Genomic DNA, 24,494 nt, shown 5'->3' on the forward strand with positions numbered 1-24,494 from the left:
GATCAAGTCTTCCTTGACTCGTTTCCCTTCCCTTCCTATTGATATTTTAATTGTTACTTTCTAGTTCATCGTATGTCCGTTTATTTTTTTCTTAGTCTTCTAATAACTTGTTCATCAGGTGTTACATACACTGATTTTTGTTGATCATAAATGACGAAGCCAGGTTTAGCTCCTCGTGGCTTCTTGACATGGCGAATTTCTGTGTAATCGACAGGAACGTTTGATGACTGTTGTGCTTTACTAAAATAGGCAGCAATTTGTGCTGCTTCCAAGATTGTTTGTTCTTTTGGCATCGAATGTCGAATGACGACATGTGATCCTGGAATATCTTTCGTATGCAACCAAATGTCACTCGCACGAGCAACCCGATGTGTTAAGTATTCATTTTGTTTATTATTTTTGCCGACTAAAATTAACGTACCGTCTGTTGAAACATATTGTTCTAATTTTGGTTTTTGTTGTTTCTTTTTACATTTTGTCCGCCTTTTCTTTAAATAACCTTCATCTTGTAACTCTTCATAAATGTCATCAATATCAATTTCATTAGCAACTTCAATTTGTTGTAATAATTGTTCAAAGTACGCTATTTCATTTTTCGTTCGCTTTATTTCTTTCGTTATGATTTGTTTTGACTTTTTTAGTTTTTGATATTGTTTAAAGTAATGTTGTGCATTTTCACTTGGCGATAGCTGTGGATCTAATTGAATGGTTAATTCATTTTGTTCTGGATCGTAATAGTCAATGACTGTTATAGATTGATCTCCTTGATTAACAAGATGCAAATGAGCTGTTAATAATTCGCCTTGTTTTTGGAATCGTTCTGCCTTTTCAGCACGCTTAATTGTTTGCATATGTTTTTTTAGTTTTCGTTCGTTTTTCTTTTTTTCATTCTGAATAAAACGTGTTAAATCTCGCGCACGTTGTTTTACTCTTTCTCTTTCGCTCCGTCCTGAATAATAATAATCAAGCATTTCATTCGTTGATTCGAACGCGGTTTTTTTAGCATTCACATATGTCATCTTTAATACGTGAAATTCTTCTTTTGTTAAATGATAAATGGCAGGCTCATATAAATTTTGTTTTAATTGTTTTTGAAATGTGATAAAAGCTTTTCTGTAAGATTCTAGAGAACCTAAATCGGCTTGATGAACAATTTCTTTCGCTAGAAAAGGTGACACACCATCGACGGTATGCACGATTTGCATATGTAATTTCCCTGCATTAAAATCAAGTTTTTTAATAAAATCATCTGCGGTTATTTCTAATGGATGAAGCTTATGTTGGCTAGGGGGTGGAATATAATGTGCACCAGGCAATATGGTGCGATGTCTATTAAGAGACATCGGGATATGTTTCATCGTGTCAAGAATGATTCCACGTTCATCGACTAGCATAAGATGGCTATGTCTCCCCATTAATTCAAAAATTAATTGATAAGTCGTTAAATCTCCAAGTTCATTACGTGTTTCAATGTGAAATCGAATGATTCTTTCCATTCCATCTTGTTCGATGTTTTTAACAATTCCACCAGCTAAATATTTCCTTAAAACCATGCAAAACATCGGTGGTTCTTTAGGATTTTCAAATCGATCATCAGTTAAATGAAAACGAGCATAGGTCGGATGAATTGAAAATAATAATTGAACATTTCTTCTGTTACTTCGAATTGTAAATAAAGCTTCCGTCTTTGTTGGTTGATAGATTTTATTAATACGACCTGGCGTAATCATTTTATTCAATTCTTTTACAACTGCTCTTGTTACAACTCCATCAAATGGCATGATTATTCACCTCTTTTGTAATTATAGCATGAATTAGGACGGGCTAACATACATATTGGTAATAGCTCGTTTTAATCGTAAAAGACTTGAAATGTTGGAGGAATGCATTGTGAATAAATGGTATCAATTAAGTGCTAGCCAGGTCGCTAAAAAACTACGTGTCGATATAAACCATGGGTTATCTAGTAAAGAGATTGATGATAGAAAAAAGTATTACGGTGAAAATGCGCTCCAAATGGAACAACAAAGCGCGAAATTCATCTTGTTTTTAAAGCAATTTCAAGATTTTATGGTATTGATATTATTAGCAGCAACGCTTATTGCAGGAATGCTAGGAGAGTACATTGATGCGATAGCAATCATGCTTATTGTCTTGTTAAATGGATGTATCGGTTTCTTTCAAGAATTTAAAGCAGAAAAATCATTAGAAAAACTTAAAAGCTTAGCAGCACCGGTAGCTCACGTATTAAGAGATGGCATATGGGTAAAAATTCCATCCCAAGATGTCGTTGTCGGTGATATCGTTAAAATATCTCGTGGTGATCGTATTCCTGCGGATATGCGTATAATTCAATCCAATACTCTTGAAACAGAAGAATCCCCACTAACAGGTGAGTCTCTTCCCGTTGTAAAAACAACGGAAAAAATAGTTCAAGCTGGTTTAGAGGCCCAAGATCAATCCAATATGGGATTTAAAGGAACGATGGTAACTAGAGGTCATGGTGTAGGTATTGTTGTTCATGTTGGTATGCACACTGAAATGGGACATATTGCTTCTTTAATGGTAAAAACAAAACGGTTAATTACTCCATTAGAACAAAGATTAGCAGAACTAGGAAAAATATTAATCCTCGTTGCACTTAGTCTTACTATTTTAGTCGTTGTGATAGGTATTAATCAAGGACATCCAGTTTATCAGATGTTTTTAGCAGGTGTATCACTTGCTGTTGCAGTGATTCCCGAGGGTTTACCAGCTATAGTAACGGTCGCATTATCACTTGGTGTGCAACGAATGATTCGCAAAAAAGCAATTATTAGACAGTTATCTGCTGTTGAAACGTTAGGGACAGCTTCTGTTATATGCAGTGATAAAACAGGTACAATGACTGAAAATAAAATGACTGTTAAAAAACTTTATATAAATAATCAATTTTTATCTGTTTCAGGGGATGGCTATGATTTAACAGGTCATTTTTATTTACATAAAAAAAAGTTAGCACATGATGTTCCGAATTTAAAAAGAATGCTTCATTATGGAATGGTATGTAATCATGCATCATTAAATTTAAAAGGTCATTCTACCATTATTGAAGGCGATCCAACCGATGCTGCTTTATTAGTTGTAGCTAGAAAATTAGGCTTAAGTGAATCTGATCGTCACCAATTTAAATTGATAAAAGAAATTCCGTTTGATTCTGAACGAAAACGAATGAGTGTTGTTGTAGAAGACGATAACGGTATGCGCTTTTTAATTGTTAAAGGGGCACCTGATGTTTTATTACCACGTTTTACATATTACCTTACAGAAAGTGGGCGACAAGTATTAACGAGCGTGGAAAAACAGAAAATTGAACATGCTGTTAATGATATGGCAGATCAAGCATTACGTACATTAGCAATCGGCTTTAAGCCACTTCAGAAAAATGATCATTTAAATAACTTTCAACTTGAGAAAGATTTGACCTTTATAGGTCTATACGGAATGATTGATCCACCAAGAAAAGAAGTGAAAGAAGCAATATTAGCTTGTAAACAGGCTGGCATTAAGACCGTTATGATTACAGGTGATCATGTCAAAACGGCTCGTGCCATTGCTAAACAACTTCATCTATTACCAGAAGACGGTCTTGTGCTGGAAGGGTATGAATTAAATCGATTATCATTTGCTGAATTAAAGGAGATTATAGATGATGTTTACGTCTTTGCCCGTGTGACGCCAGAACATAAATTGAAAATTGTGAAAGCATTTCAAGAAAAAGGACATGTTGTTGCGATGACTGGTGATGGTGTTAATGATGCGCCAGCCATTAAAGCAAGCAACATCGGTATAAGTATGGGCATATCAGGCACAGATGTAACAAAGGAAGCTTCTTCTCTTATTTTAATGGATGATAATTTTGCTACAATTAAAAAGGCGATTGAAGAAGGAAGAAATATATATGATAATATAAGGAAGTTCGTCCGCTATTTACTATCATCAAATGTAGGTGAGATTCTTGTTATGTTATTCGCCTTAATGATGGCCATGCCGCTTCCTTTAATTCCTGTACAAATTTTATGGGTTAATCTCGTTACAGATGGCCTGCCAGCTTTAGCTTTAGGACTCGATCAGCCTGAAGATAATGTGATGGAACGCAGTCCGCGAAATCCACGTGAAAGCATATTTGCAAGGGGGTTAGGTTATAAGATTTTAAGTCGTGGATTTTTAATTGGTATCGTGACTTTACTTGCTTTTATCATCGTTTTTCAACAAAATAATGCTTTTTTAGAGCATGCTCGAACAGTAGCATTCGCGACATTAGTGATGGCACAGCTCATCCACGTATTTGATTGTCGCAGCGATTCGTCAGTGTTTAGCCGCAACCCATTTGAAAATCGCTATCTCATTATTGCCGTTTTATCATCAATATTTTTATTATTACTCGTCATTTACTGGGCACCATTACAGCCTATATTCCAAACAACGTATTTATTTTTTCATGATTGGTTACTAATCATCGGACTAAGTATGATCCCAACAATTATTTTTGGATTTTCAAAAAAGTAAGCTTTATTTTGTCTCGGATGCTAATTTAGCTTGATTATCGTATAATGTTCATAGTGCTATATATTCCATGTGATTCTAATTAAGAACTTTTACAGATATAGGACTTACTGGTGGGATGTGATTTGTGTGTCGGTTATGAGTATGACTGGTTATGGTAGAGATGTATTTCAATTTAATGATGCGACTATATTGATAGAAATCAAAAGTGTTAATCATCGGTTTTTAGACTATATGCCTCATTTTCCCCGTAATCTTATGTTTCTTGAAGAGCCTGTTAGAAAAGTAATACAGACGTATTTTAAGCGGGGGCGTATTGCAGTATTTATCGAAGTTCATGGTAGTGCATTTAATAAAAAAACATTAGAACTTGACTGGGATTTTTTAGATGATTACGTACAGAAGATAAAGGATATAAAGAAAACATATCAACTAGAAGATCCGATTTCACTCTCTCTATTAGCGACGAATCCAGATTGTATGTGGATTGAGAAAACGGAAGAACAACCATTGGAATTGCAGGAGTATATACTTGAAGCAGTTAAACAAACATGTCTAAAAGTAAAAAGGATGCGAGAGGTTGAGGGTGAATTTCTTCAAGCTGATATTGAAAAGCATATGGAATGTATTCACCACTTAATCAACCGTCTTGAAAAACAGAGGCCGATTGTCATTCAAGAATATCAAAGACGTATCCATTATCGCTTGGAAGATTATGTCGGAAATCTATCTTTCATTGAACAAGAGCGTTATCGTCAAGAAATTGCCCTTTTAGCTGAAAAAGGGGATATTGTTGAAGAAATCGTCCGACTGAATAGCCATATTCACCATTTTAAACAAACATTAAATGAAGCTGAAGCTATTGGAAGAAAGTTAGACTTTATTTTACAAGAAATGCAACGTGAAGCAAATACAATTGGAGCTAAATCAACTGATCCAGAGATTAGCGAATTAGCTGTTCAATTAAAAAGTGTAATTGAAAAGGTGAAGGAACAAGTCCAAAATATCGAGTAAATAGTTGTTTTTATGTAAACATATCTCCTATAATATACGTACAAATCATTAAATGATTATTTATGTATGCAGAGATATCGTATCCAAGTACTGTCACCTAAAGGAGGGACAAGTTTGGGATTACATCTAATTAATATTGGTTTTGGTAATGTCGTCTCCGCTAATCGAATCATTACAATTGTTTCTCCAGAGTCGGCTCCTATTAAGCGAATTATTCAAATAGCTAGAGAACGTGATAAATTGATTGATGCTACATATGGAAGACGTACAAGAGCCGTTATTATAACAGATAGTGACCACGTTGTTTTATCTGCCATACAACCAGAAACAGTTGGTCAACGTTTAGTCAATCATGATCATGATGAAGATCTCGATGAATCATGAAAATAAAATGAGATTATTAATGTGTAAGGAGGAGCCTCGGTTGAGCGAACAAAAAGGCATATTATTCATTTTATCCGGGCCTTCAGCTGTGGGGAAAGGCACAGTTCGAAAAGAGTTATTCAAGAGAAATCCAGATTTAGTGTTCTCGATTTCAGCAACAACACGAGATATCCGTCCAGGAGAAGTGGATGGAGTGGATTATTATTATAAAACAAGGGAAGAATTCGAAGAACTGATTAAGCAAGATAAGTTATTAGAATATGCTAAGTTTGTTAATAATTATTATGGGACGCCACGCCAATTTGTTGAAGAACAGTTAGACAAAGGGCGAGATGTTTTTTTAGAAATTGAAGTACAAGGTGCAATGCAAGTGAAGGATAATTTTCCAGAAGGTGTCTTTATATTTCTTTTACCACCAAGTCTTGAAGAATTGGAAAAACGCCTTTTTCATCGTGGAACAGAAACGCATGCTATGATGCAAGGACGCTTGAGAAAAGCTATAGAAGAGATTAAAATGATGGATCAATACGATTATCTGATCGAAAATGATGATGTGAAAAAAGCAGCCTCAAAGGTTGAATCTATTATTCAGTGTGAACATTTAAGAAGACATCGTACCGCTCACATATACAAAAAACGTTTGGAGGTAGAATAAATGTTATATCCATCTATTGATACATTATTAGAAAAAGTAAATACAAAATATTCACTTGTGACATTAGCTGCTAAACGTGCAAGACAACTTAAAGAATTGGATAATTTACAAATTGAAAATCCTAAATCAGTTAAGCTAGTAGGAAAAGCACTTGAAGAAATAGCAGCGGGAAAAATAACCTTAGAAGAAGACGAATAAGGAAATAGAAAAAGAGCCCTCACGAACGTTTCGCGGGGGCTTTTTCATTATTTGTTACGTCTTAGCCAAGGAAAAAGCAACTCAAAGTATATTTCTTAGATGGTACAAACGGATGATTCATGATATAAATAAGATAGAATGAATGTCAGAAAAACAGTCATAAAGGTTGGGATATTTATTATGCTAACAGATAAGAAAATTGTTCTAGGTGTAACAGGAGGAATAGCTTCCTATAAAGCATGTGCCTTAACAAGTAAACTAACTCAAAAAGGCGCCCATGTTAAAGTGATCATGACAGAGAATGCGACTAAGTTTGTATCACCGTTAACATTTCAGGCATTGTCGAGAAATCCTGTATACGATGATACATTTGATGAAAAAGACCCGAAAAAAATTGCCCATATCGATTTAGCAGATTGGGCTGATATGATCATCATCGCACCCGCAACTGCAAATATTTTAACTAAACTTGCAGTTGGAATAGCAGATGATATGTTAACAACAACATTATTAGCAACTAAAGCACCTGTTTACATCGCACCTGCTATGAACGTTCATATGTATGAACATCCAGCGATTGTAAAGCATATGAAGCAATTAGATCATTGGGGTTATCATTTTATTGAACCAGGGGCAGGTTATCTAGCCTGTGGTTGGGTCGGAAAAGGACGTTTAGAAGAGCCTGAAACGATTATAAATGTGATAGAATCCCATTTATTAGAAGAGCAAATATTAAAGGGAAAGAATGTTCTTATTTCTGCAGGGCCTACACGGGAAATCATTGATCCTGTTCGTTTTTTATCAAACCGTTCCAGTGGTAAGATGGGCTTTGCTTTGGCTGAAGTAGCTGCTCATTTTGGAGCAAATGTCACATTAATAGCTGGTCCAGTTCATGAGCATATTCAGCATCCTAATATTCATCGAATTGATGTTGTATCAGCAGAAGATATGTATCACGCGATGCACAAATATTATCCAACTCAAGATATTGTCATTAAAGCAGCAGCAGTTGCCGATTATCGTCCTAAAGTTGTACATAAACAAAAAATGAAGAAACAAGAAGGTGAACTCGTCCTAGAGATGGTGAGAACACAAGATATATTACAATCACTTGGAGAGAAAAAGCAACAGCAATTTTTAGTTGGTTTTGCTGCAGAAACGACGAATGTTATAGAAAATGGTTTAAAGAAATTAAAAGCAAAAAATTTAGACGCCATTGTTGTTAATGATGTTTCGGAACAAGGGGCAGGATTTGCTAGTGATACAAACAAAGTGACATATATTAATCGTGATGAACATTTAGAGAAAATTCCCTTAGCATCTAAACGAGAGATTGCGAAAGAAATTTTACGCCGTATTAGCCGTGATTTAGAGGATGAATTCAAGTGATAATAGCTCAAGTTATCGTCGATGTACCAGCCAAACAAGTGAATCAAACATTTGATTATTTGGTACCAGATAAGTTTCATGATATTTTAGAAATTGGCATGCGCGTCATTGTTCCATTTGGTCCACGTAAAGTTATGGGGTTTGTAATCAATATTACAAATGACTCTAAGTTTAAACGGTTAAGGAAAATTATTGATGTGCTCGATTTGACACCTGTCTTAACAGATGAAATGATTGAACTTGGAAAATGGGTAGCAGAACATACGCTAAGCTACTATATTACAGCATATCAAGCGATGCTTCCTCAGGTTTTAAAAGCAGCATATAAAAAAGAAATCGTTCGCCTAACTGAAGATGAACTGATTCCAGAATTAGAAGTTTTATTTGCTGGTCGGGATGTCATCAATTTTGATGAAATAACTAAAGCAAATATACCTTACCGTCTTGTTCAAAAAGCAATTCAAGCAGGTGATATTTATATCAATTATATCGTTCAATCAAAAGCAACGAAAAAATATATTACAATGGTACGACCGATATTAGAAGATTATCAGTTAATGGAAGCATTAGAGGATTTGCCGAAAAATGCAAAAAAACAGCGTGTCATTATAGAGCATTTCATTAATCAATCAGAACCATTAAGTCAAAAAGAGCTTATTAAACGTTATTCAACAAGTTATTCGACGATAAAGCAATTGAAACAAAAAGGGCTTATCGAGACGTACCAACAAGAGATATACCGTCATCCGTATGATGATAAAGCGTTTACGAAAACATACCCGCTTCCACTGACAGAACAACAAAAAAAAGCTATTCAACCGATTAAACAAATCATTCATAAGGAAGAACATAAAGTGGTTTTATTACATGGTGTAACAGGGAGTGGTAAAACCGAAATTTATTTACAAGCCATTCAAGATGTACTGAATAACGGAAAAGAAGCAATTGTATTAGTTCCCGAGATTTCCCTTACTCCACAGATGGTCAAGCGTTTTAAAGGCCGTTTTGGTGAAAGTGTCGCCGTGTTTCATAGTGCATTATCAGCTGGTGAGAAATATGATGAATGGAGAAAAATATACCGCGGAGAAGTGAAAGTTGTTGTAGGTGCTCGATCAGCAGTTTTTGCTCCATTTGAAAATATTGGAATCATTATTATTGACGAAGAACATGAAGTAACCTACAAGCAGGAAGATCAACCGCGCTACCATGCGCGTGATGTTGCGATAGAAAGAGGACTTTATCATCAATGTCCAGTCATTTTGGGTAGTGCGACACCAACCTTGGAATCGTATGCCCGAGCATTAAAAGGGGTTTATCAACTTGCAGTGTTAGATAAACGAACAAATAATCAAGCGATGCCTGAAGTTAAAATCGTAGATATGCGCCAAGAATTACACGCTGGCAATCGGACGATGTTTTCTCGTTTATTAAAATTAAAAATCGAAGAAGCGCTTAAAAGAAAGCAACAAATTATTTTATTATTAAATCGGCGGGGTTTTTCGACATTTGTTATGTGCCGTGATTGTGGACAAGTTAACGAATGCCCACATTGTGATATTGCATTAACATATCATAAAAGTTCACATCGATTAAAATGTCATTATTGTTCATATGAAGAACCGATGCCAATCGTCTGTCCTGCATGTCAGAGTGAATATATTCGCTACTTTGGTACGGGAACAGAACGAGTCGAAGAAGCACTAACTAAACTTATTCCTGAAGCACGCATCATTCGGATGGATGTCGATACGACGAGAAGAAAAGGAGCCCATGAACGCTTGCTAGAACGTTTTAGAAACTATGAAGCTGATATATTGTTAGGAACACAGATGATAGCTAAAGGATTAGATTTTGAAAATGTTACTCTTGTAGGGGTATTAACAGCGGATTCTATGCTTCATTTACCTGATTTTCGTTCTTCAGAAAAAACATTTCAATTATTAACACAAGTAAGTGGGCGTGCAGGTAGACATGAATTACCAGGTGAAGTTATTATCCAAACATATACGCCTGAACATTATTCTATTCAACTAGCTAGTCAATATGATTATGTCCAATTTTTTAATATAGAAATGCGCTTGCGTCGACAATTTCAATATCCACCTTATGTCTTTATATCGCTTATTACTGTTTCACATCCAGATCATCTGACAGCGATTAACATAACTGAAGAGATTGTTCAATATTTATCGAAACATTTAGCGCCACAAACATCTGTGTTAGGACCTACACCATCTCCGATTATGCGTATTAAAGATAGATATCGTTATCAGTGCATGATAAAATACAAAAAAGAACGTCACTTAAAAGAAATCATTAATATGGCTATTCGCCCTTTTGAAGATCAGATGAATCAAGATGAGTTGCAGATTATTATAGACATGCAACCGTATCAATTTATGTAGAGGAATGATAATAATGAAACGTATTGTATTTATGGGAACGCCTGATTTTTCAGTGCCAATTTTACAAGCTCTTACTGAATCGGATTATGAAATGGCTCTCGTTGTGACACAGCCAGACAGACCAGTAGGAAGAAAAAGAGTAATGACACCACCACCCGTAAAGGTAGCAGCTGAACAATTAAACATTCCAGTCTTTCAACCTGAAAAACTTCGTGAACATTATCAAGTAATATTAGATTATAAACCCGATATTATAATAACGGCTGCTTATGGACAACTTCTACCTAATGAATTATTAGAAGCACCGGAATTTGGTTGTATTAATGTTCATGCATCATTATTACCTGAATTACGCGGGGGAGCTCCAATACATTATGCCATTATACAAGGAAAAGAAGAAACAGGCGTGACGATTATGTATATGGCAGAGAAGTTAGATGCTGGTGATATCATTTCCCAGCGTCGTATTCCGATTGAACATGATGAACATGCAGGTTCCTTGCATGATAAATTATCTGAACTAGGGAAAGATTTATTGCTAGATACATTACCTGATATATTTGAAGGTAAGATTAAAGCCATTCCACAAGATGAAACGAAAGCTACATTTGCGTCGAATATTACTCGTCGTGATGAAAAAATTGACTGGAGTAAATCTCATATTGAAGTCTATAATCAAATTCGTGGACTAAATCCTTGGCCAGTAGCATTTACTACATTTAATAATAAGACGGTGAAAATTTGGTGGGCAGAGTTAGATGAAAAAACATACGATTGTCATCCCGGCGAAATAGTAGATGTTGTTAATGAAGAAGCTATTGTTGTTTGTTGTGGTAACCAGAAAGCAGTTCGTATAACAGAAATACAACCAGCAGGAAAAAAAAGAATGACTGTGAAAGCATTTTTATTAGGATATCGTGATGAAATTGAGGTAGGTAAAAAAATGGGGTGAATCTTCTTGCAGAAATATGTACTTAGAGAGACGATGCTTGAACTATTGATTCGAATCGAAAAGGATAAAGGCTTTAGCCATTTACTTATTGATCGAGCGATGAAAGACACCGACTTTTCATTAGCGGATCGTTCTTTGCTAACAGAAGTTGTATATGGTACGATTCAACGAAAGCTCACATTGAATTATTACTTAAATTATTATATTGACCATAACAAAAAAGTAACGCCCTGGGTGAGAACATTACTTCAAATGTCACTATACCAAATGATATATTTAGACCGTGTGCCTACATATGCAATTATCCATGAAGCAGTCGAAATCGCTAAAAAGAGAGGGCATAAAGGAATCGCTTCTTTTGTTAATGGAGTGTTGCGTGAAATACAACGACAAGGGGTACCAGATACGGATTTAATTGAAGGAGATGTAAAACGTCTTTCAATTAAAACAAGTCATCCTGAATGGCTTATAAAGCATTGGATTCATCACTACGGCTTGGAACAAACAAAAAAGATGTGCGAAGCGAATCTCGTTCACCAGCCCATATCAGTTAGAGTTCAACCTTTACTCATTTCACGAGATGAAGCGATGAGAACGTTACGAGAAGAAGGCTATATTGTAAAACCTTCTCTTTTTTCACCCCAAGGTATTCTTATTTTAGAAGGCAATATTTTAAAATCAACGTTATTTAAGAAAAATCAAGTGACAATTCAAGATCAAAGTTCTATGCTCGTTGGTGAAATGATGAACGTAGAGCCAGGTATGACAGTATTAGATACTTGTAGTGCACCCGGTGGAAAAGTCACACATATAGCAGAAAAAATGGCAAATAAAGGGAAAATATACGCCCATGATTTACATGCAAAAAAGATTCAAATGATTAATAAAAAGGCAAGTAACCTTCAATTGAACGTGATTCAGGCAACTAAACATGATGCCCGCTCACTGCGACAACGTTATGAAGATAGCACATTCGATCGTATATTAGTTGATGCTCCGTGTTCAGGGTTAGGCGTTATACGGAATAAGCCAGAGATAAAGTATCACAAAAATCTCTCAGATATAAGACGATTATCTGACATACAACTTGCAATTCTTACAGAAGTAGCTCCCTTACTTAAAAAGAACGGGTTATTAGTTTACAGTACATGTACTGTAGAACCAACAGAAAATGAAGATGTAGTTAAGAGATTTCTTGAAAAACACGATATGTATAAAGTTGATCAATTATTTTTTAATCAATTACCAGATCAATTACGACATTCACCAGGTATAAGTCCGTACGGGTTACAATTATTTCCGCAAACTTATAATACGGATGGTTTCTTTTTAACTCGGTTGATAAAATATAAATAGTATGAATGATTTTTATTCGTTCAATAAAGAGGTGTTGTGCGATGGACGGGGTTTTTTATACAGATCGTGGTAAAGTTCGCCCACATAATGAAGATTCTGGGGGGCTTTATCAAAATCAGTCTGGTCAATATCTTGCTGTAATAGCTGATGGGATGGGTGGACATCAAGCAGGAGATGTAGCAAGTAATATGGCCACACAAAAGTTTGAAGAAAAATGGCAAGCATGTGAAAAAATCACTTCACCTGAACAAGCTGAAAAGTGGCTTGTCCAAATGTTAGATGATATTAATACATTAATTTACAACATGGCACAAGATAATGCCGAGTGTAAGGGGATGGGAACAACAATCGTCATTACTTTGTTTTCTGAAGACTTTTTAACCGTTGCCCATATAGGTGATAGTCGTTGTTATAAATATCAAAATGGCATATTAACACAAATTACAGATGACCATTCACTCGTTAACGAGCTTGTCCGTTCTGGAGAAATTTCTAAAAAGGATGCCCAGCACCATCCGCAAAAAAATGTTGTTCTAAAAGCATTGGGAACACAACCAAAAGTAGAAGCGGATGTCCGTTCATTAAGCTGGGATAAAGATGCTGTTGTTTTACTTTGTTCGGATGGTTTAACTGACAAAGTAGATGATGATGATTTGAAGTATCACCTAAGCCAGGATGCCGATATATCTATGATTGGTCAGCGATTAATTGATTTAGCAAATGACCGAGGTGGAGAAGATAATGTTTCACTTGTTTTAATGAAACATCCAATCCACTCTGAGAAAGGTGAGTCAACATGTTAAAAGGTCATATATTAGATGACCGTTATCAAATCATAGAAATGATCGGTGGCGGTGGCATGGCTAATGTTTATTTGGCAAAAGATTTAATACTGAATCGCCAAGTCGCAATAAAGATGCTACGGATGGAGTTTGCTAATGATGAGGAATTTATTGCTCGCTTCGATCGGGAAGCTCAGTCGGCAACAAGCTTATCCCATCCTAATATTGTTAATATTTATGATGTCGGCGATGAAGAACATCTATTATATATGGTAATGGAATATGTTGATGGAATGACATTGAAAGAATATATACATCGTTTCAGTCCACTCCCTATGCAAGATGTAGTAGATATTATGAAACAGATAACATCTGCTATACACCATGCTCACGAACATAATATTATTCATAGAGATATTAAACCACAAAACATTTTAATTGATCAAAATGGAAAAGTAAAAGTGACAGATTTCGGAATAGCGATTGCACTTAGTTCAACAGCGTTAACACAAACAAATTCGATATTAGGTTCTGTTCATTATTTATCACCTGAACAAGCACGTGGCGGTTTAGCAACAAAGAAGTCTGATATATATTCACTAGGAATTGTTTTTTTTGAATTGTTAACAGGTCGATTACCTTTTTCAGGACATTCACCAGTGTCTATTGCGCTAAAGCATTTGCAAAATAATACACCATCTGTTAGAAGGTATCAGTCTGATATACCTCAAAGTATTGAAAATATTGTTTTACGGGCTACAGCAAAAGATCCATTTCATCGCTTTCAATCAGTAAGTGACATGTATCATAGTTTAGAAACAGCTCTCGATCCTAATCGTGTAAATGAACCGAAGTATAGCCCGCCAGAAGAAGTCGGAGAAGAAACAAAAGCGATTCCAATTATTACAAATCTAGAAGACTCTGATATATCGAATCATGATGAAACAATTGTTCATCGTCCGAATGAGAAGACGATAAATGTGTCAACTAATCAAAATCAGAATGTAAAAAAACCAAAAAAGACGAAGAAGAAAAAATGGCGTCGGATATTACTTATTACTTTTATTTTAATCGCATCTGGATTAGCTGCATTATTTATTATCCCCGGTATTTTCCAACCGAAAGATGTCGTTATTCCAGATGTTATTGGAATGACTTATGAGGAAGCTGTCAAAGAGCTTGAAAAGGTTAATTTAGAAGCAGAAAAAGAAGATACGCATTCTGAAGAAGTAGAGGAAGGATTAGTCGTTAAAACGAATCCGAATGTTGGTCGTACAGCTAAAGAAAAATCGACTGTTACAGTGCTTGTTAGTGTAGGTAAAGAAAAATTTAAAATGGAAGACTATGTAGGGAAGGATTTTGACCAAGTTAAACGTTTACTTGAAGAAAAAGGCTATGAAGATGTCATCGCTTATGAAAAACATTCAGATAACCCCGTAGGTGAAATACTAAGCCAAATACAACCAACACCTGATACGGAAGTCATTCCGAGCGAAACAAAAGTTATTTTTGAAATTAGTAATGGGCCTGAATTAATTACCTTAAATAATTTAAAGGGCATGACTTTAGAACAAGCAAAATCTTACCTAGAGGACAATGGCTTAAAAATGAACAAGAAAGAAGAACATTCGGAAGCTGTTTCAAAAGGTCATGTCATTAGACATAGTCCGGACTCCGGTGCGTCCTTAAATAAAGAGGCCACAGTTGATGTATATGTTTCAATCGGACCCGAAGAAAAACCACCTGCTTCTCAAGAGGTAACTTTTACCGTACCATATACTGAAAAAGATGATAATAATGATGATGAGAAACGAAAAGAACAAACGGTAAAAATTTATATAAAAGATTTAGAACATCAAATATCAAAAGTATATAAGGAAGATAAGATTACAACCGATACGGAATATACGATTACATTACTGATTGCCCCTGGCACATTTGGTGAATATAAAGTTGTCCGTGACGATGAATTAATCATTGAAAAAACCGTAGCTTACCAAGATTAAAGAGGGTGAATAAATGGCAGAAGGAAGAATAATGAAAGCTTTGAGCGGATTCTATTACGTTCAATCTGGTGAAGAGTTGTATGCATGTAAAGGGCGCGGTCTGTTTCGTAAACAAAAAATAACCCCACTTGTCGGAGATTTTGTTGTTTTTGATAAATCTGCTGATTCTGAAGGGTATATTCAAGAAATTAAGCCGAGAAAGACCGAACTTTCTCGGCCACCAATTGCAAATGTTGATCAAGCAATGATTGTCAGTTCTGTTAATATGCCGCCATTTAGTTCATTATTACTTGATCGATTTCTCGTGTTTATCGAATCTAAACAGATTCAACCAATCATAGTTATTAATAAAGTCGATTTAGCAGATGAAGAAGAATTAGAAATGATTAAAGAATATAAAACAATTTACGAAAAAGTTGGCTACCGTGTTTTATTATTTTCAGCTAAACAACGAGATGATATGATGGATATAAAAACACTATTTCAAGAAAAAATTACTGTATTCGCAGGACAATCTGGTGTAGGAAAATCATCGATACTAAATGCCATAAAACCATCATTAACATTAGAAACGGCTCATATTTCAAAAAGTTTAGGTCGAGGGAGGCATACGACAAGACATGTAGAATTACTTAACATAAACGGTGGACTAGTTGCTGATACACCTGGTTTTAGTGTTGTAGACTTCTCACATATTTCAAAAGAAGAACTCGGTTTATGTTTTCCAGAAATCAAAACACTTCAACATTACTGCAAATTTCGTGGATGTCTACATGATAAAGAACCGGGATGTGCTGTAAAAAATGCGGTTAACAGTAAGGAGATAGCTACATATCGTTATAATCATTATCTTCAGTTTTTAGAAGAAATACACTTACGAAAGCCGAGGTATTGATAATGAAAAAGATAGCACCATCTATATTGTCTGCAAACTTTGCACGATTACAAGAGGAAATTAATGAAGTGGAACAATTAGGTGTAGATTATCTCCATATTGACGTAATGGACGGTCATTTTGTTCCTAATATAACAATCGGACCACTTGTCGTTGAGGCGATTAAACCAATTACAAAGCTACCTTTGGATGTACATTTAATGATTGAAAATCCAGATAAATATATTCATACATTCGTAAAAGCAGGTGCATCCATTATCACTGTTCATCAAGAAGCTTGTACACATCTTCATCGTACCATTCAACAAATTAAAAAACATGACGTTAAGGCTGGTGTCAGTTTAAATCCAGCGACACCAATCAGCACGATTCAACATATTTTACCTGATGTTGATCTCGTATTAATTATGACGGTTAATCCTGGTTTTGGCGGTCAAACATTTATAAGAGAAATGGTGCCAAAGATCGAAGCACTTGCTCAAATAAGAAACGACTATCATTACGATTTTTTAATAGAAGTTGACGGTGGAATTAATGAAAAAACAGCTTTTACTTGTGCAAAAGCGGGTGCGGATATACTCGTTGCAGGAAGTGCGATATTTGGTCAAGAAGATCGAAAACATGCAATTCATACGATAAGACAATCAATTGAACGATTTCAAGGAGAATAACATAGATGAATATAGCCATTGTTGCTAATGGACCACAGGAAAATATTCCTTTGCTGGCAAACTTTTCAGAGCAAATCGACTTGTGGATTGGGGCGGACCGTGGCGCTTTAACTTTAATTAATCAAGGAATATCACCTAATATTGCTGTCGGAGACTTTGATTCCTTAACCCCTGAAGAATTAAAGTTAATAAAAAAAGCATCTCATATCGTTAAAAGTTATCCAGTTAAGAAGGATAAGACTGATCTTGAATTAGCTCTAGATTGCGCTAAAACATATAAACCAAACAAAATAACATTATTCGGCGTCACTGGTGGAAGGTTAGATCATACTATTGTTAATATCCACCTTCTTCTAAAACTTTTAGAACAAAATATTAATGGAATGATTATAGATAAACAAAATGTACTCGGTATTACTTTACCAGGAAAACATTCGGTTTTTACACTAGCTGATTATCCTTATATATCTTTTCTACCTTTAACAAAAGAGGTCACTGGACTAACACTTGATGGATTCTATTATTCATTAACAGATCGAACTGTCTCATTTGGTTCTTCTCTTTGTATTTCTAATAAACTCATTCAAAATAAAGGTACTTTTTTATATAAAACTGGCATACTATTAGTAATAAGGAGTCGTGATTTATAAGGGGACGATGTATAGTATACGCTTTTTGGATATGAGGAGGTCGAACTCATGAAGTTTTATACTATTAAATTACCACGGTTTATAGGGGGATTTGTTCGTATTGTCATCAGTATTTTCAAAAAAGACAAGTAAATACTAAAAAATAAAAGCACCTTTTAACGGTGCTTTTATTTTTTAATATTAAACACGTTCAACTTTCCCAAGTTTTTTAAGAGCACGAGCAGAAACATAAACACGTTTAGGCTTACCATCTACCATAATACGTACTTTTTGAACATTTGCTTTCCATTTACGTTTATTAGCATTTAAAGCGTGAGAACGCTTATTACCTGTGCGTGTTTGTTTATTCGTAACAACACATCTTCTTGCCATCATAATCCCTCCTAACATAACAACTAACGAATACTTTATTCAATTTACCATAAGTAAGAAAAAGATGCAATATGTGCGATTGAAAGGAAAAAATCTTGACAGAACAATTGGATTCGTTCATTCTATATAAAGGGTAAGATAGAAAATCACTCTCATTGTATACGTTTTTAAATGAATGATAAGATTATGTTAATTTAATGGATTGATGCGTATTCGGGTCTACTTTTAAAAAGACGCAGCTTATAGTAGAATATGTTTAAGTTAACATGGAGGAGGATCAACATGTCCATCGAAATTCAAACGAGTGATGGGATTGTGACGATTACAAATGATGTTATTGCAACAATAGCTGGGGGAGCAGCTGTTGAATGTTATGGAATTGTCGGAATGGCATCTAAAAGTCAAATCAAAGATGGTATTGCAGAAATTTTGAAAAAAGAAAATTATTCACGTGGAATCGTTGTCCGGAAAGAGAATAATCACTTGCATATCGATATGTATATCATTGTGAGCTATGGAACAAAAATATCTGAAGTTGCTCATAATGTTCAATCACAAGTCAAATATACGTTGGAGAAAACCCTTGGCTTAGAAATTGATTCAATTAATATATACATACAGGGTGTACGTGTTAATAAAGATTAGTCTGTTGTTATATTGTAAGAGGAGGAAGTATGTTGGAAAAATTAGATGGCAAACAATTTGCGAAAATGGTACAAATCGGTGCACGCCATTTATCCAATAACGCTAAAAATATTGACGCATTAAACGTCTTTCCAGTACCAGATGGAGATACAGGAACAAATATGAATTTGTCAATGACATCTGGTGCGAAAGAGGTTAAACAAACTGATAGTCATCATATATCCGATGTTACAAAAGCACTTTCAAAGGGGCTTCTTATGGGAGCACGTGGAAATTCTGGCGTTATTTTATCACAGATATTTCGAGGCTTTGCAAAAGGTGCCGAAAATGAAACAGTACTGACTACTAAAGGATTAGCCAAAGCTTTTGAAGAAGGTGTTCATACGGCATATAAAGCAGTGATGAAACCTGTTGAAGGAACGATTTTAACTGTTGCAAAGGATGCGGCATTAAAGGCATCCGAACTGGCAGAAACTCAAACGAAAATTATTCCGTTTATGGAAGCTGTTGTTGCTGAAGCGAAAGCATCATTAAATAGAACACCTGACTTATTACCTGTCTTAAAGGAAGTTGGTGTTGTTGATTCAGGTGGACAAGGTCTTGTAACAATTTACGAAGGTTTTTTAGCAGCCCTTAAAGGTGAAGACCTACCAGAAGAAGCAGACACCATTAAAATGGAAGAATTAATAAATGCTGAGCATCATAAAATTAACCAGGAATTTATGGATACATCTGATATCGTTTACGGTTATTGCACAGAATTTATGGTGAAGTTTGAAGCAGATAAGTTAGAACAAACACCGTTTGATGAAGCTAAGTTTCGAGAGGAATTAAGTAAACACGGCGATTCTTTACTTGTAGCTAGTGATGATGAGATAGTTAAAGTTCATGTACATGTGGAATATCCGGGTGAGGTTTTAACAATTGGCCAACAATATGGTAGCCTCATCAATATGAAAATTGAAAACATGCGTGAACAACATGCTGCTATATTAAGAGAGAAAAACGAAGATATACAATCTGAAGTTGAGAAGAAGCCATATGCTGTTGTCGCTGTTGCTATGGGATCAGGTATAAAAGAACTGTTTGAAAATCTCGGGGCAACAGTTGTTATTGAAGGTGGACAAACGATGAATCCGAGCACACAGGATATTACAGATGCCATTAAGAAAGCGAACGCCCATAATATTATCATCTTACCTAATAATAAAAATATCGTAATGACAGCTGAACAGGCACGAGATTTAACAGAAGACAATGTAGCAGTTGTTAAGACAAAAACCATTCCACAGGGGATTAGTGCTTTATTAGCTTTTCATCCTGATGTAGATATTAAAACGAATCATATGCATATGACAGAAGCAATGGAAGAAGTAAAAACTGGACAAGTTACATATGCAGTTAGAGATACGAAGATTGACGGGATGTTAATTAAAAAAGGTAATTACATGGGAATTTTAGATGGAAGTATTAAATCATGTGAGGCAGATCGTTTTGAAACAGTTAAAGGGTTACTCCAAGAGTTAATTACCGAAGATGATGAGATATTAACTATCTTATACGGTGAAGATGTGACAGATAGTGAAGTAAAGGAATTAACACAATTTGTCGAAGAAAAATTTGATGATATAGAAATAGAAGTACATCATGGTAACCAGCCTATCTACTCATATATTTTATCTGTGGAATGATCTATCTATTGACATAATGGAAAACACAAAGAAAATATTTATATCACCCTTTACCTAAGTGAGAAGGGTGATTTTTTTATTTCGAAAAAATGATGTGATAATAAATGATATTTTTGCTATAATTCAAGTTAAGGTAATGTGAATAGCAGAAGCGGGGTGTGGGTGTGATGAAGTTTAATTCTGTATTTGATATAATCGGTCCAGTTATGATCGGACCGTCTAGTTCACATACAGCAGGTGCCGTACGGATTGGGCTTGCAGCTAGAAACTTATTCGGAAGAGAGCCACAATGGGCTAAAATCCATTTATACGGTTCTTTCGCTAAGACATATCGTGGCCATGGGACAGACTTAGCTCTAATAGGTGGATTACTTGGTTTTGATACGGATGATGAAAGATTAAGAGAAGCCTTAGAGATAGCTAAAAAGCGTGGAATTGAAATAGAGTTTATTGAAGATAGTGCACGGGTTAATCATCCGAATACAGCTAGGCTTATTATAGGTGATGATGATGAAACATTGGAGTTAATCGGTGTATCAATTGGTGGTGGAAAAGTAGAGATTATCGAACTAAATGGATTTGAATTACGTTTATCTGGAAATCACCCCGCTATTTTAATAATGCATAATGACCGTTATGGAGCGATTGCGTCGGTGACGGCAATTTTAGCGAAACATCAAATTAATATTGGGCATATGGAAGTCAATCGGAAAGACATCGGTAAAGAAGCCCTTATGGTTATCGAAGTTGATGAGAATGTGTCCGACTCGATCCTTAAAGAGTTAAAAGAAGCTGATCATATTATTCAAATCGCAAAAATAGTAAGCTAAACAAAAACTTTGTTCATACAAGGAGGGCTGATGATGTTCCGTACAGTAGCCGAACTTATTGATCAGGCAGAACAACAAAATATACCTATTTCCGAAGTGATGATTCGTCAGGAAATGGACGTCCAAAACGTAACTCGTGAACAAGTGATGACGCAAATGGAGAAAAATTTACGTGTCATGGAAAAAGCTATTGAAGATAGTTTACAAGGTGTCCAGTCTGTTACCGGTCTTACAGGTGGTGACGCTGTTTTAGTTCAAAACTATATGAAAGATAAAACTCCATTATCCGGTCATCTTCTGTTAGATGCTGTCAGTAAAGCAATGGGAACGAATGAAGTAAATGCAGCAATGGGGAAGATTTGTGCAACACCTACAGCCGGAAGTGCAGGGTGTGTTCCAGGGGTTTTATTTGCTGTAAAAGAGAGATTAAATCCAACACGTGAACAAATGATACGATTTCTATTTACAGCAGGTGCTTTTGGCTTTGTCGTTGCTAATAATGCATTTATATCAGGTGCAGCAGGTGGCTGTCAAGCTGAGGTTGGCTCAGCAGGTGCCATGGCTTCGGCTGCTGTTGTAGAAATGGCTGGTGGCACACCAGAGCAATGTGCAGACGCTTTTGCTATAACATTAAAAAATATGCTCGGACTCGTATGTGATCCTGTTGCTGGATTAGTTGAGGTTCCTTGTGTAAAGCGCAATGCTGCAGGATCAGCGCTGGCGATTGTAAGTGCAGATTTAGCTTTGGCTGGTGTAAAAAGTCGTATTCCTTGTGATGAAGTGATAGGAGCGATGTATCGAATTGGTCAGACAATACCTGCCTCTTTACGTGAAACAGGTGAGGGCGGCCTAGCCGACACTCCGACTGGACGCTTTTTAAAAGAAAAACTATTCGGTAGTAAGTAAGGAAAGAGTGATACATGTGTTAAGCGAACCGATAACGAATTTAAAAGGAGTCGGAAAAAAAGTTCAAGAAGAATTAGAGATGATGCATATTCATACGATAGAAGATTTACTCACTTATTTCCCTTATCGATATGATGTGTTTGAAATAAAGCCGCTTAGCGAACTCATTCATGAAGATAAAGTAACTATTATGGGAAGGGTAGCACATGAACCTTCCCTTACTTATTTCGGGAAGAAAAAATCACGTCTTTTTTTTAATGTCATGGTCGAACATGTAGCTGTTAAAGCGGTGATGTTTAATCGAGCATTTGCCAAAAAGCATATAAATCAAGGAGATCTCGTAACATTAATAGGTAAATGGGATGCCCACCGATTACAAATTACAGTAGATCAATATAAAATCGGACCCATAAAGCCTGCAGATAAAATAAAACCAGTTTATTCCGTAAAGGGAAAAATGACGAACTATAAATTACGAAAAATCATCAAGCAAGCCTTTATAGATTATGGAGACCATATTAAGGAGCATTTACCAAAACATATTTTAGTAGATTACAAGTTGCCTAATCGAACTGAAGCATTAAAGGTCATGCATTTTCCACCTAATCGTGTCGCATTAAAACATGCACGTAGACGTTTAACTTATGAAGAGTTTTTATTATTTCAATTGAAAATACAATTATTACGGCATTTAAATCGAGATGCTCAGGAAGGCAGAGCACAGCATTATGATGTACAAAAAGTTCAGCAGTTTATTCAAACTCTACCGTTTCAATTAACAAATGCCCAACAAAAGTCTTTAAATCAGATTTTATCGGATTTAAAAGCCCCTTTTAGAATGAACCGACTATTACAAGGTGATGTCGGTTCAGGAAAAACGGTTGTTGCTGCTATTGCACTTTATGCATCGGTAACGGCAAGTCGCCAGGGCGCTTTGATGGTACCAACAGAAATATTAGCTGAACAACATTATCAATCTTTGAAATCTTTATTTGGTGATCATGTCAAAATTGCTTTATTGACAGGGACAGTAAAAGGTAAAAAACGGGCTACTATTTTGTCTAATGTGGAGAATAATGAAGTAGATATTGTGATTGGTACGCATGCGTTAATTCAAGATGATGTTATTTTTCATAATCTTGGTTTAGCTATTATCGATGAGCAACACCGATTTGGAGTTGAACAACGTCGATTATTAAAAGAAAAAGGTGAATTAGCTGATGTGTTATTTATGACAGCGACACCTATTCCACGTACATTAGCCATAACAGCATTTGGTGATATGGATGTGTCAATTATTAATGAGATGCCAGCTGGTAGAAAAGAAGTTGAAACATATTGGGTGAAGGAAAACATGTTGGAATATACGCTTGACTTTATCCAGCGTAAAGTTAAACAAGGAGAGCAAGCATATTTGATATGTCCGCTAATTGAAGAGTCAGACAAACTTGATATTCAAAATGCTGTCGATTTATATCATCAGTTGCAAACATATTATCCTTCAGAAATTAAAGTCGGCCTGATGCATGGTCGGTTACCAAGCGATGAAAAAGATGACGTGATGAAAGCATTTATACAGAATAAAATTCATGTCCTCGTCTCAACGACTGTTATCGAAGTAGGTGTTAATGTGCCGAATGCTACAGTTATGGTAATCTATGATGCTGAACGTTTTGGTTTGGCCCAACTACACCAATTACGTGGTCGTGTTGGTCGAGGCCGTTTAAAAAGTTATTGTATCCTTATAGCAGAACCTAAGGGAGAAATCGGGAAAGAAAGGATGCGTATTATGACAGAAACAACCGATGGATTTCTATTGGCAGAAGAAGATTTAAAATTACGAGGTCCAGGTGATTTTTTTGGAAAAAAACAAAGCGGTTTACCAGAATTTAAAGTCGCCGATATGGTTCATGATTACCGGGCATTAGAGACAGCTAGGCAAGATGCTAGCCATCTTATTGAACAAAAAATTATTTTTAAAAATCCAGAGTATAAAACGCTCCTTCATGAGCTGGAAAAAGAAGGTATTTTTTCGAAGCCTTTAGACTAATTAAGACTTGCATTTTTTCTCTTGGTATTATATATTACTTTTAGTACCAAGTCATAAATGATGTTTAATAATTAGTTATAAATTTTGTGAAGATGGAT

At 35.5% G+C, this 24,494-nt stretch carries 22 protein-coding genes; 20 read left to right on the forward strand and 2 right to left on the reverse strand.

Translation table 11 applies throughout. The annotated features are described in order from the left end of the window. Window positions 1–80: 80 nt before the first annotated feature. Window positions 81–1,781, reverse strand: a complete 1,701-nt coding sequence (locus tag HNQ35_RS04930) for an Rqc2 family fibronectin-binding protein (RefSeq protein WP_146935581.1) — start codon at window positions 1,779–1,781, stop codon at window positions 81–83. Window positions 1,782–1,872: 91 nt separating this feature from the next. On the opposite strand from HNQ35_RS04930, the gene HNQ35_RS04935 reads away from it, so the two are divergent. From HNQ35_RS04935 to spoVM, 15 genes are all read left to right on the forward strand, one after another. After that, complete coding sequence (locus tag HNQ35_RS04935; protein ID WP_146935962.1) at window positions 1,873–4,548, forward strand: calcium-translocating P-type ATPase, SERCA-type; 2,676 nt, start codon at window positions 1,873–1,875, stop codon at window positions 4,546–4,548. Between the two features lie 135 nt (window positions 4,549–4,683). Continuing rightward, window positions 4,684–5,559, forward strand: coding sequence for a YicC/YloC family endoribonuclease (locus HNQ35_RS04940; protein WP_246118043.1), 876 nt, complete (start codon window positions 4,684–4,686; stop codon window positions 5,557–5,559). A 114-nt stretch (window positions 5,560–5,673) separates the two neighbouring features. Then, window positions 5,674–5,943 carry an extracellular matrix/biofilm regulator RemA gene (remA, locus tag HNQ35_RS04945; RefSeq protein ID WP_146935585.1) on the forward strand — a complete coding sequence of 90 codons (270 nt, stop codon included), beginning with the start codon at window positions 5,674–5,676 and terminating at the stop codon, window positions 5,941–5,943. 40 nt (window positions 5,944–5,983) lie between these two features. Continuing rightward, a complete protein-coding gene (gene gmk / locus HNQ35_RS04950) occupies window positions 5,984–6,598 on the forward strand; it encodes a guanylate kinase (protein WP_146935587.1) in 615 nt (204 codons plus the stop codon). Next, window positions 6,599–6,796, forward strand: coding sequence for a DNA-directed RNA polymerase subunit omega (rpoZ, locus tag HNQ35_RS04955; protein WP_146935589.1), 198 nt, complete (start codon window positions 6,599–6,601; stop codon window positions 6,794–6,796). It abuts the gene before it with no gap. Between the two features lie 180 nt (window positions 6,797–6,976). After that, window positions 6,977–8,185, forward strand: coding sequence for a bifunctional phosphopantothenoylcysteine decarboxylase/phosphopantothenate--cysteine ligase CoaBC (gene coaBC, locus HNQ35_RS04960; RefSeq protein WP_146935591.1), 1,209 nt, complete (start codon window positions 6,977–6,979; stop codon window positions 8,183–8,185). Beyond that, window positions 8,182–10,590, forward strand: coding sequence for a primosomal protein N' (gene priA / locus HNQ35_RS04965; protein ID WP_146935592.1), 2,409 nt, complete (start codon window positions 8,182–8,184; stop codon window positions 10,588–10,590). Before coaBC ends, priA begins: the two co-directional genes overlap by 4 nt. Before the next feature lie 13 nt (window positions 10,591–10,603). Next, on the forward strand, window positions 10,604–11,542 hold the full coding sequence (gene fmt, locus HNQ35_RS04970) for a methionyl-tRNA formyltransferase (protein WP_146935594.1): 939 nt from the start codon (window positions 10,604–10,606) through the stop codon (window positions 11,540–11,542). A gap of 6 nt (window positions 11,543–11,548) precedes the next feature. Then, window positions 11,549–12,898, forward strand: coding sequence for a 16S rRNA (cytosine(967)-C(5))-methyltransferase RsmB (rsmB, locus tag HNQ35_RS04975; protein WP_174771657.1), 1,350 nt, complete (start codon window positions 11,549–11,551; stop codon window positions 12,896–12,898). Window positions 12,899–12,939: 41 nt separating this feature from the next. Next, on the forward strand, window positions 12,940–13,701 hold the full coding sequence (locus HNQ35_RS04980; RefSeq protein WP_146935596.1) for a Stp1/IreP family PP2C-type Ser/Thr phosphatase: 762 nt from the start codon (window positions 12,940–12,942) through the stop codon (window positions 13,699–13,701). Then, entirely contained in the window at window positions 13,695–15,686 is a 1,992-nt protein-coding gene (pknB, locus tag HNQ35_RS04985; protein ID WP_146935598.1) for a Stk1 family PASTA domain-containing Ser/Thr kinase, read from the forward strand. The genes HNQ35_RS04980 and pknB overlap by 7 nt, the downstream gene beginning before the upstream one ends. A 13-nt stretch (window positions 15,687–15,699) precedes the next feature. Next, window positions 15,700–16,581, forward strand: coding sequence for a ribosome small subunit-dependent GTPase A (gene rsgA, locus HNQ35_RS04990; RefSeq protein ID WP_146935599.1), 882 nt, complete (start codon window positions 15,700–15,702; stop codon window positions 16,579–16,581). 2 nt (window positions 16,582–16,583) lie between these two features. After that, window positions 16,584–17,252 (forward strand): ribulose-phosphate 3-epimerase, encoded by a 669-nt coding sequence (gene rpe / locus HNQ35_RS04995; RefSeq protein WP_146935601.1) that lies wholly within the window; start codon window positions 16,584–16,586, stop codon window positions 17,250–17,252. A gap of 5 nt (window positions 17,253–17,257) precedes the next feature. After that, complete coding sequence (locus HNQ35_RS05000) at window positions 17,258–17,902, forward strand: thiamine diphosphokinase (RefSeq protein ID WP_146935603.1); 645 nt, start codon at window positions 17,258–17,260, stop codon at window positions 17,900–17,902. 48 nt (window positions 17,903–17,950) lie between these two features. Then, on the forward strand, window positions 17,951–18,034 hold the full coding sequence (gene spoVM, locus HNQ35_RS05005) for a stage V sporulation protein SpoVM (protein WP_146935966.1): 84 nt from the start codon (window positions 17,951–17,953) through the stop codon (window positions 18,032–18,034). A gap of 48 nt (window positions 18,035–18,082) precedes the next feature. Here spoVM and rpmB read toward each other — a convergent pair whose 3' ends face one another. Next, window positions 18,083–18,274: a 50S ribosomal protein L28 gene (gene rpmB / locus HNQ35_RS05010; protein ID WP_146935605.1), complete on the reverse strand. Its 192-nt coding sequence runs from the start codon at window positions 18,272–18,274 to the stop codon at window positions 18,083–18,085. Between the two features lie 282 nt (window positions 18,275–18,556). On the opposite strand from rpmB, the gene HNQ35_RS05015 reads away from it, so the two are divergent. From HNQ35_RS05015 to recG, 5 genes are all read left to right on the forward strand, one after another. Beyond that, the gene (locus HNQ35_RS05015; protein WP_146935606.1) at window positions 18,557–18,919 is read left to right on the forward strand and encodes an Asp23/Gls24 family envelope stress response protein; all 363 of its coding nucleotides are present in this window, start codon (window positions 18,557–18,559) and stop codon (window positions 18,917–18,919) included. A gap of 29 nt (window positions 18,920–18,948) precedes the next feature. Continuing rightward, entirely contained in the window at window positions 18,949–20,610 is a 1,662-nt protein-coding gene (locus tag HNQ35_RS05020; protein WP_146935608.1) for a fatty acid kinase ATP-binding subunit FakA, read from the forward strand. Window positions 20,611–20,777: 167 nt separating this feature from the next. Beyond that, window positions 20,778–21,440 (forward strand): L-serine ammonia-lyase, iron-sulfur-dependent subunit beta, encoded by a 663-nt coding sequence (gene sdaAB / locus HNQ35_RS05025; protein ID WP_146935609.1) that lies wholly within the window; start codon window positions 20,778–20,780, stop codon window positions 21,438–21,440. Window positions 21,441–21,473: 33 nt separating this feature from the next. Then, the gene (gene sdaAA / locus HNQ35_RS05030) at window positions 21,474–22,346 is read left to right on the forward strand and encodes an L-serine ammonia-lyase, iron-sulfur-dependent, subunit alpha (protein WP_146935611.1); all 873 of its coding nucleotides are present in this window, start codon (window positions 21,474–21,476) and stop codon (window positions 22,344–22,346) included. Window positions 22,347–22,362: 16 nt separating this feature from the next. After that, on the forward strand, window positions 22,363–24,396 hold the full coding sequence (gene recG, locus HNQ35_RS05035) for an ATP-dependent DNA helicase RecG (RefSeq protein ID WP_146935613.1): 2,034 nt from the start codon (window positions 22,363–22,365) through the stop codon (window positions 24,394–24,396). The last annotated feature ends 98 nt before the right edge of the window (window positions 24,397–24,494 follow it).

The organism is Cerasibacillus quisquiliarum, from assembly GCF_014202495.1.
In the GTDB taxonomy this organism is placed as follows: Bacteria; Bacillota; Bacilli; order Bacillales; family Amphibacillaceae; genus Cerasibacillus; species Cerasibacillus quisquiliarum.

What these genes read in the sequence shown, in the direction of transcription:
- HNQ35_RS04930 (WP_146935581.1), bottom strand. Translation starts at nt 1,781, where the DNA reads ATGCCATTTGATGGAGTTGTAACAAGAGCAGTTGTAAAAGAATTGAAT.
- HNQ35_RS04935 (WP_146935962.1), top strand. Translation starts at nt 1,873, where the DNA reads ATGTTGGAGGAATGCATTGTGAATAAATGGTATCAATTAAGTGCTAGC.
- HNQ35_RS04940 (WP_246118043.1), top strand. Translation starts at nt 4,684, where the DNA reads ATGAGTATGACTGGTTATGGTAGAGATGTATTTCAATTTAATGATGCG.
- rpoZ (WP_146935589.1), top strand. Translation starts at nt 6,599, where the DNA reads ATGTTATATCCATCTATTGATACATTATTAGAAAAAGTAAATACAAAA.
- coaBC (WP_146935591.1), top strand. Translation starts at nt 6,977, where the DNA reads ATGCTAACAGATAAGAAAATTGTTCTAGGTGTAACAGGAGGAATAGCT.
- fmt (WP_146935594.1), top strand. Translation starts at nt 10,604, where the DNA reads ATGAAACGTATTGTATTTATGGGAACGCCTGATTTTTCAGTGCCAATT.
- HNQ35_RS04980 (WP_146935596.1), top strand. Translation starts at nt 12,940, where the DNA reads ATGGACGGGGTTTTTTATACAGATCGTGGTAAAGTTCGCCCACATAAT.
- pknB (WP_146935598.1), top strand. Translation starts at nt 13,695, where the DNA reads ATGTTAAAAGGTCATATATTAGATGACCGTTATCAAATCATAGAAATG.
- rsgA (WP_146935599.1), top strand. Translation starts at nt 15,700, where the DNA reads ATGGCAGAAGGAAGAATAATGAAAGCTTTGAGCGGATTCTATTACGTT.
- rpe (WP_146935601.1), top strand. Translation starts at nt 16,584, where the DNA reads ATGAAAAAGATAGCACCATCTATATTGTCTGCAAACTTTGCACGATTA.
- HNQ35_RS05000 (WP_146935603.1), top strand. Translation starts at nt 17,258, where the DNA reads ATGAATATAGCCATTGTTGCTAATGGACCACAGGAAAATATTCCTTTG.
- spoVM (WP_146935966.1), top strand. Translation starts at nt 17,951, where the DNA reads ATGAAGTTTTATACTATTAAATTACCACGGTTTATAGGGGGATTTGTT.
- rpmB (WP_146935605.1), bottom strand. Translation starts at nt 18,274, where the DNA reads ATGGCAAGAAGATGTGTTGTTACGAATAAACAAACACGCACAGGTAAT.
- HNQ35_RS05015 (WP_146935606.1), top strand. Translation starts at nt 18,557, where the DNA reads ATGTCCATCGAAATTCAAACGAGTGATGGGATTGTGACGATTACAAAT.
- HNQ35_RS05020 (WP_146935608.1), top strand. Translation starts at nt 18,949, where the DNA reads ATGTTGGAAAAATTAGATGGCAAACAATTTGCGAAAATGGTACAAATC.
- sdaAB (WP_146935609.1), top strand. Translation starts at nt 20,778, where the DNA reads ATGAAGTTTAATTCTGTATTTGATATAATCGGTCCAGTTATGATCGGA.
- sdaAA (WP_146935611.1), top strand. Translation starts at nt 21,474, where the DNA reads ATGTTCCGTACAGTAGCCGAACTTATTGATCAGGCAGAACAACAAAAT.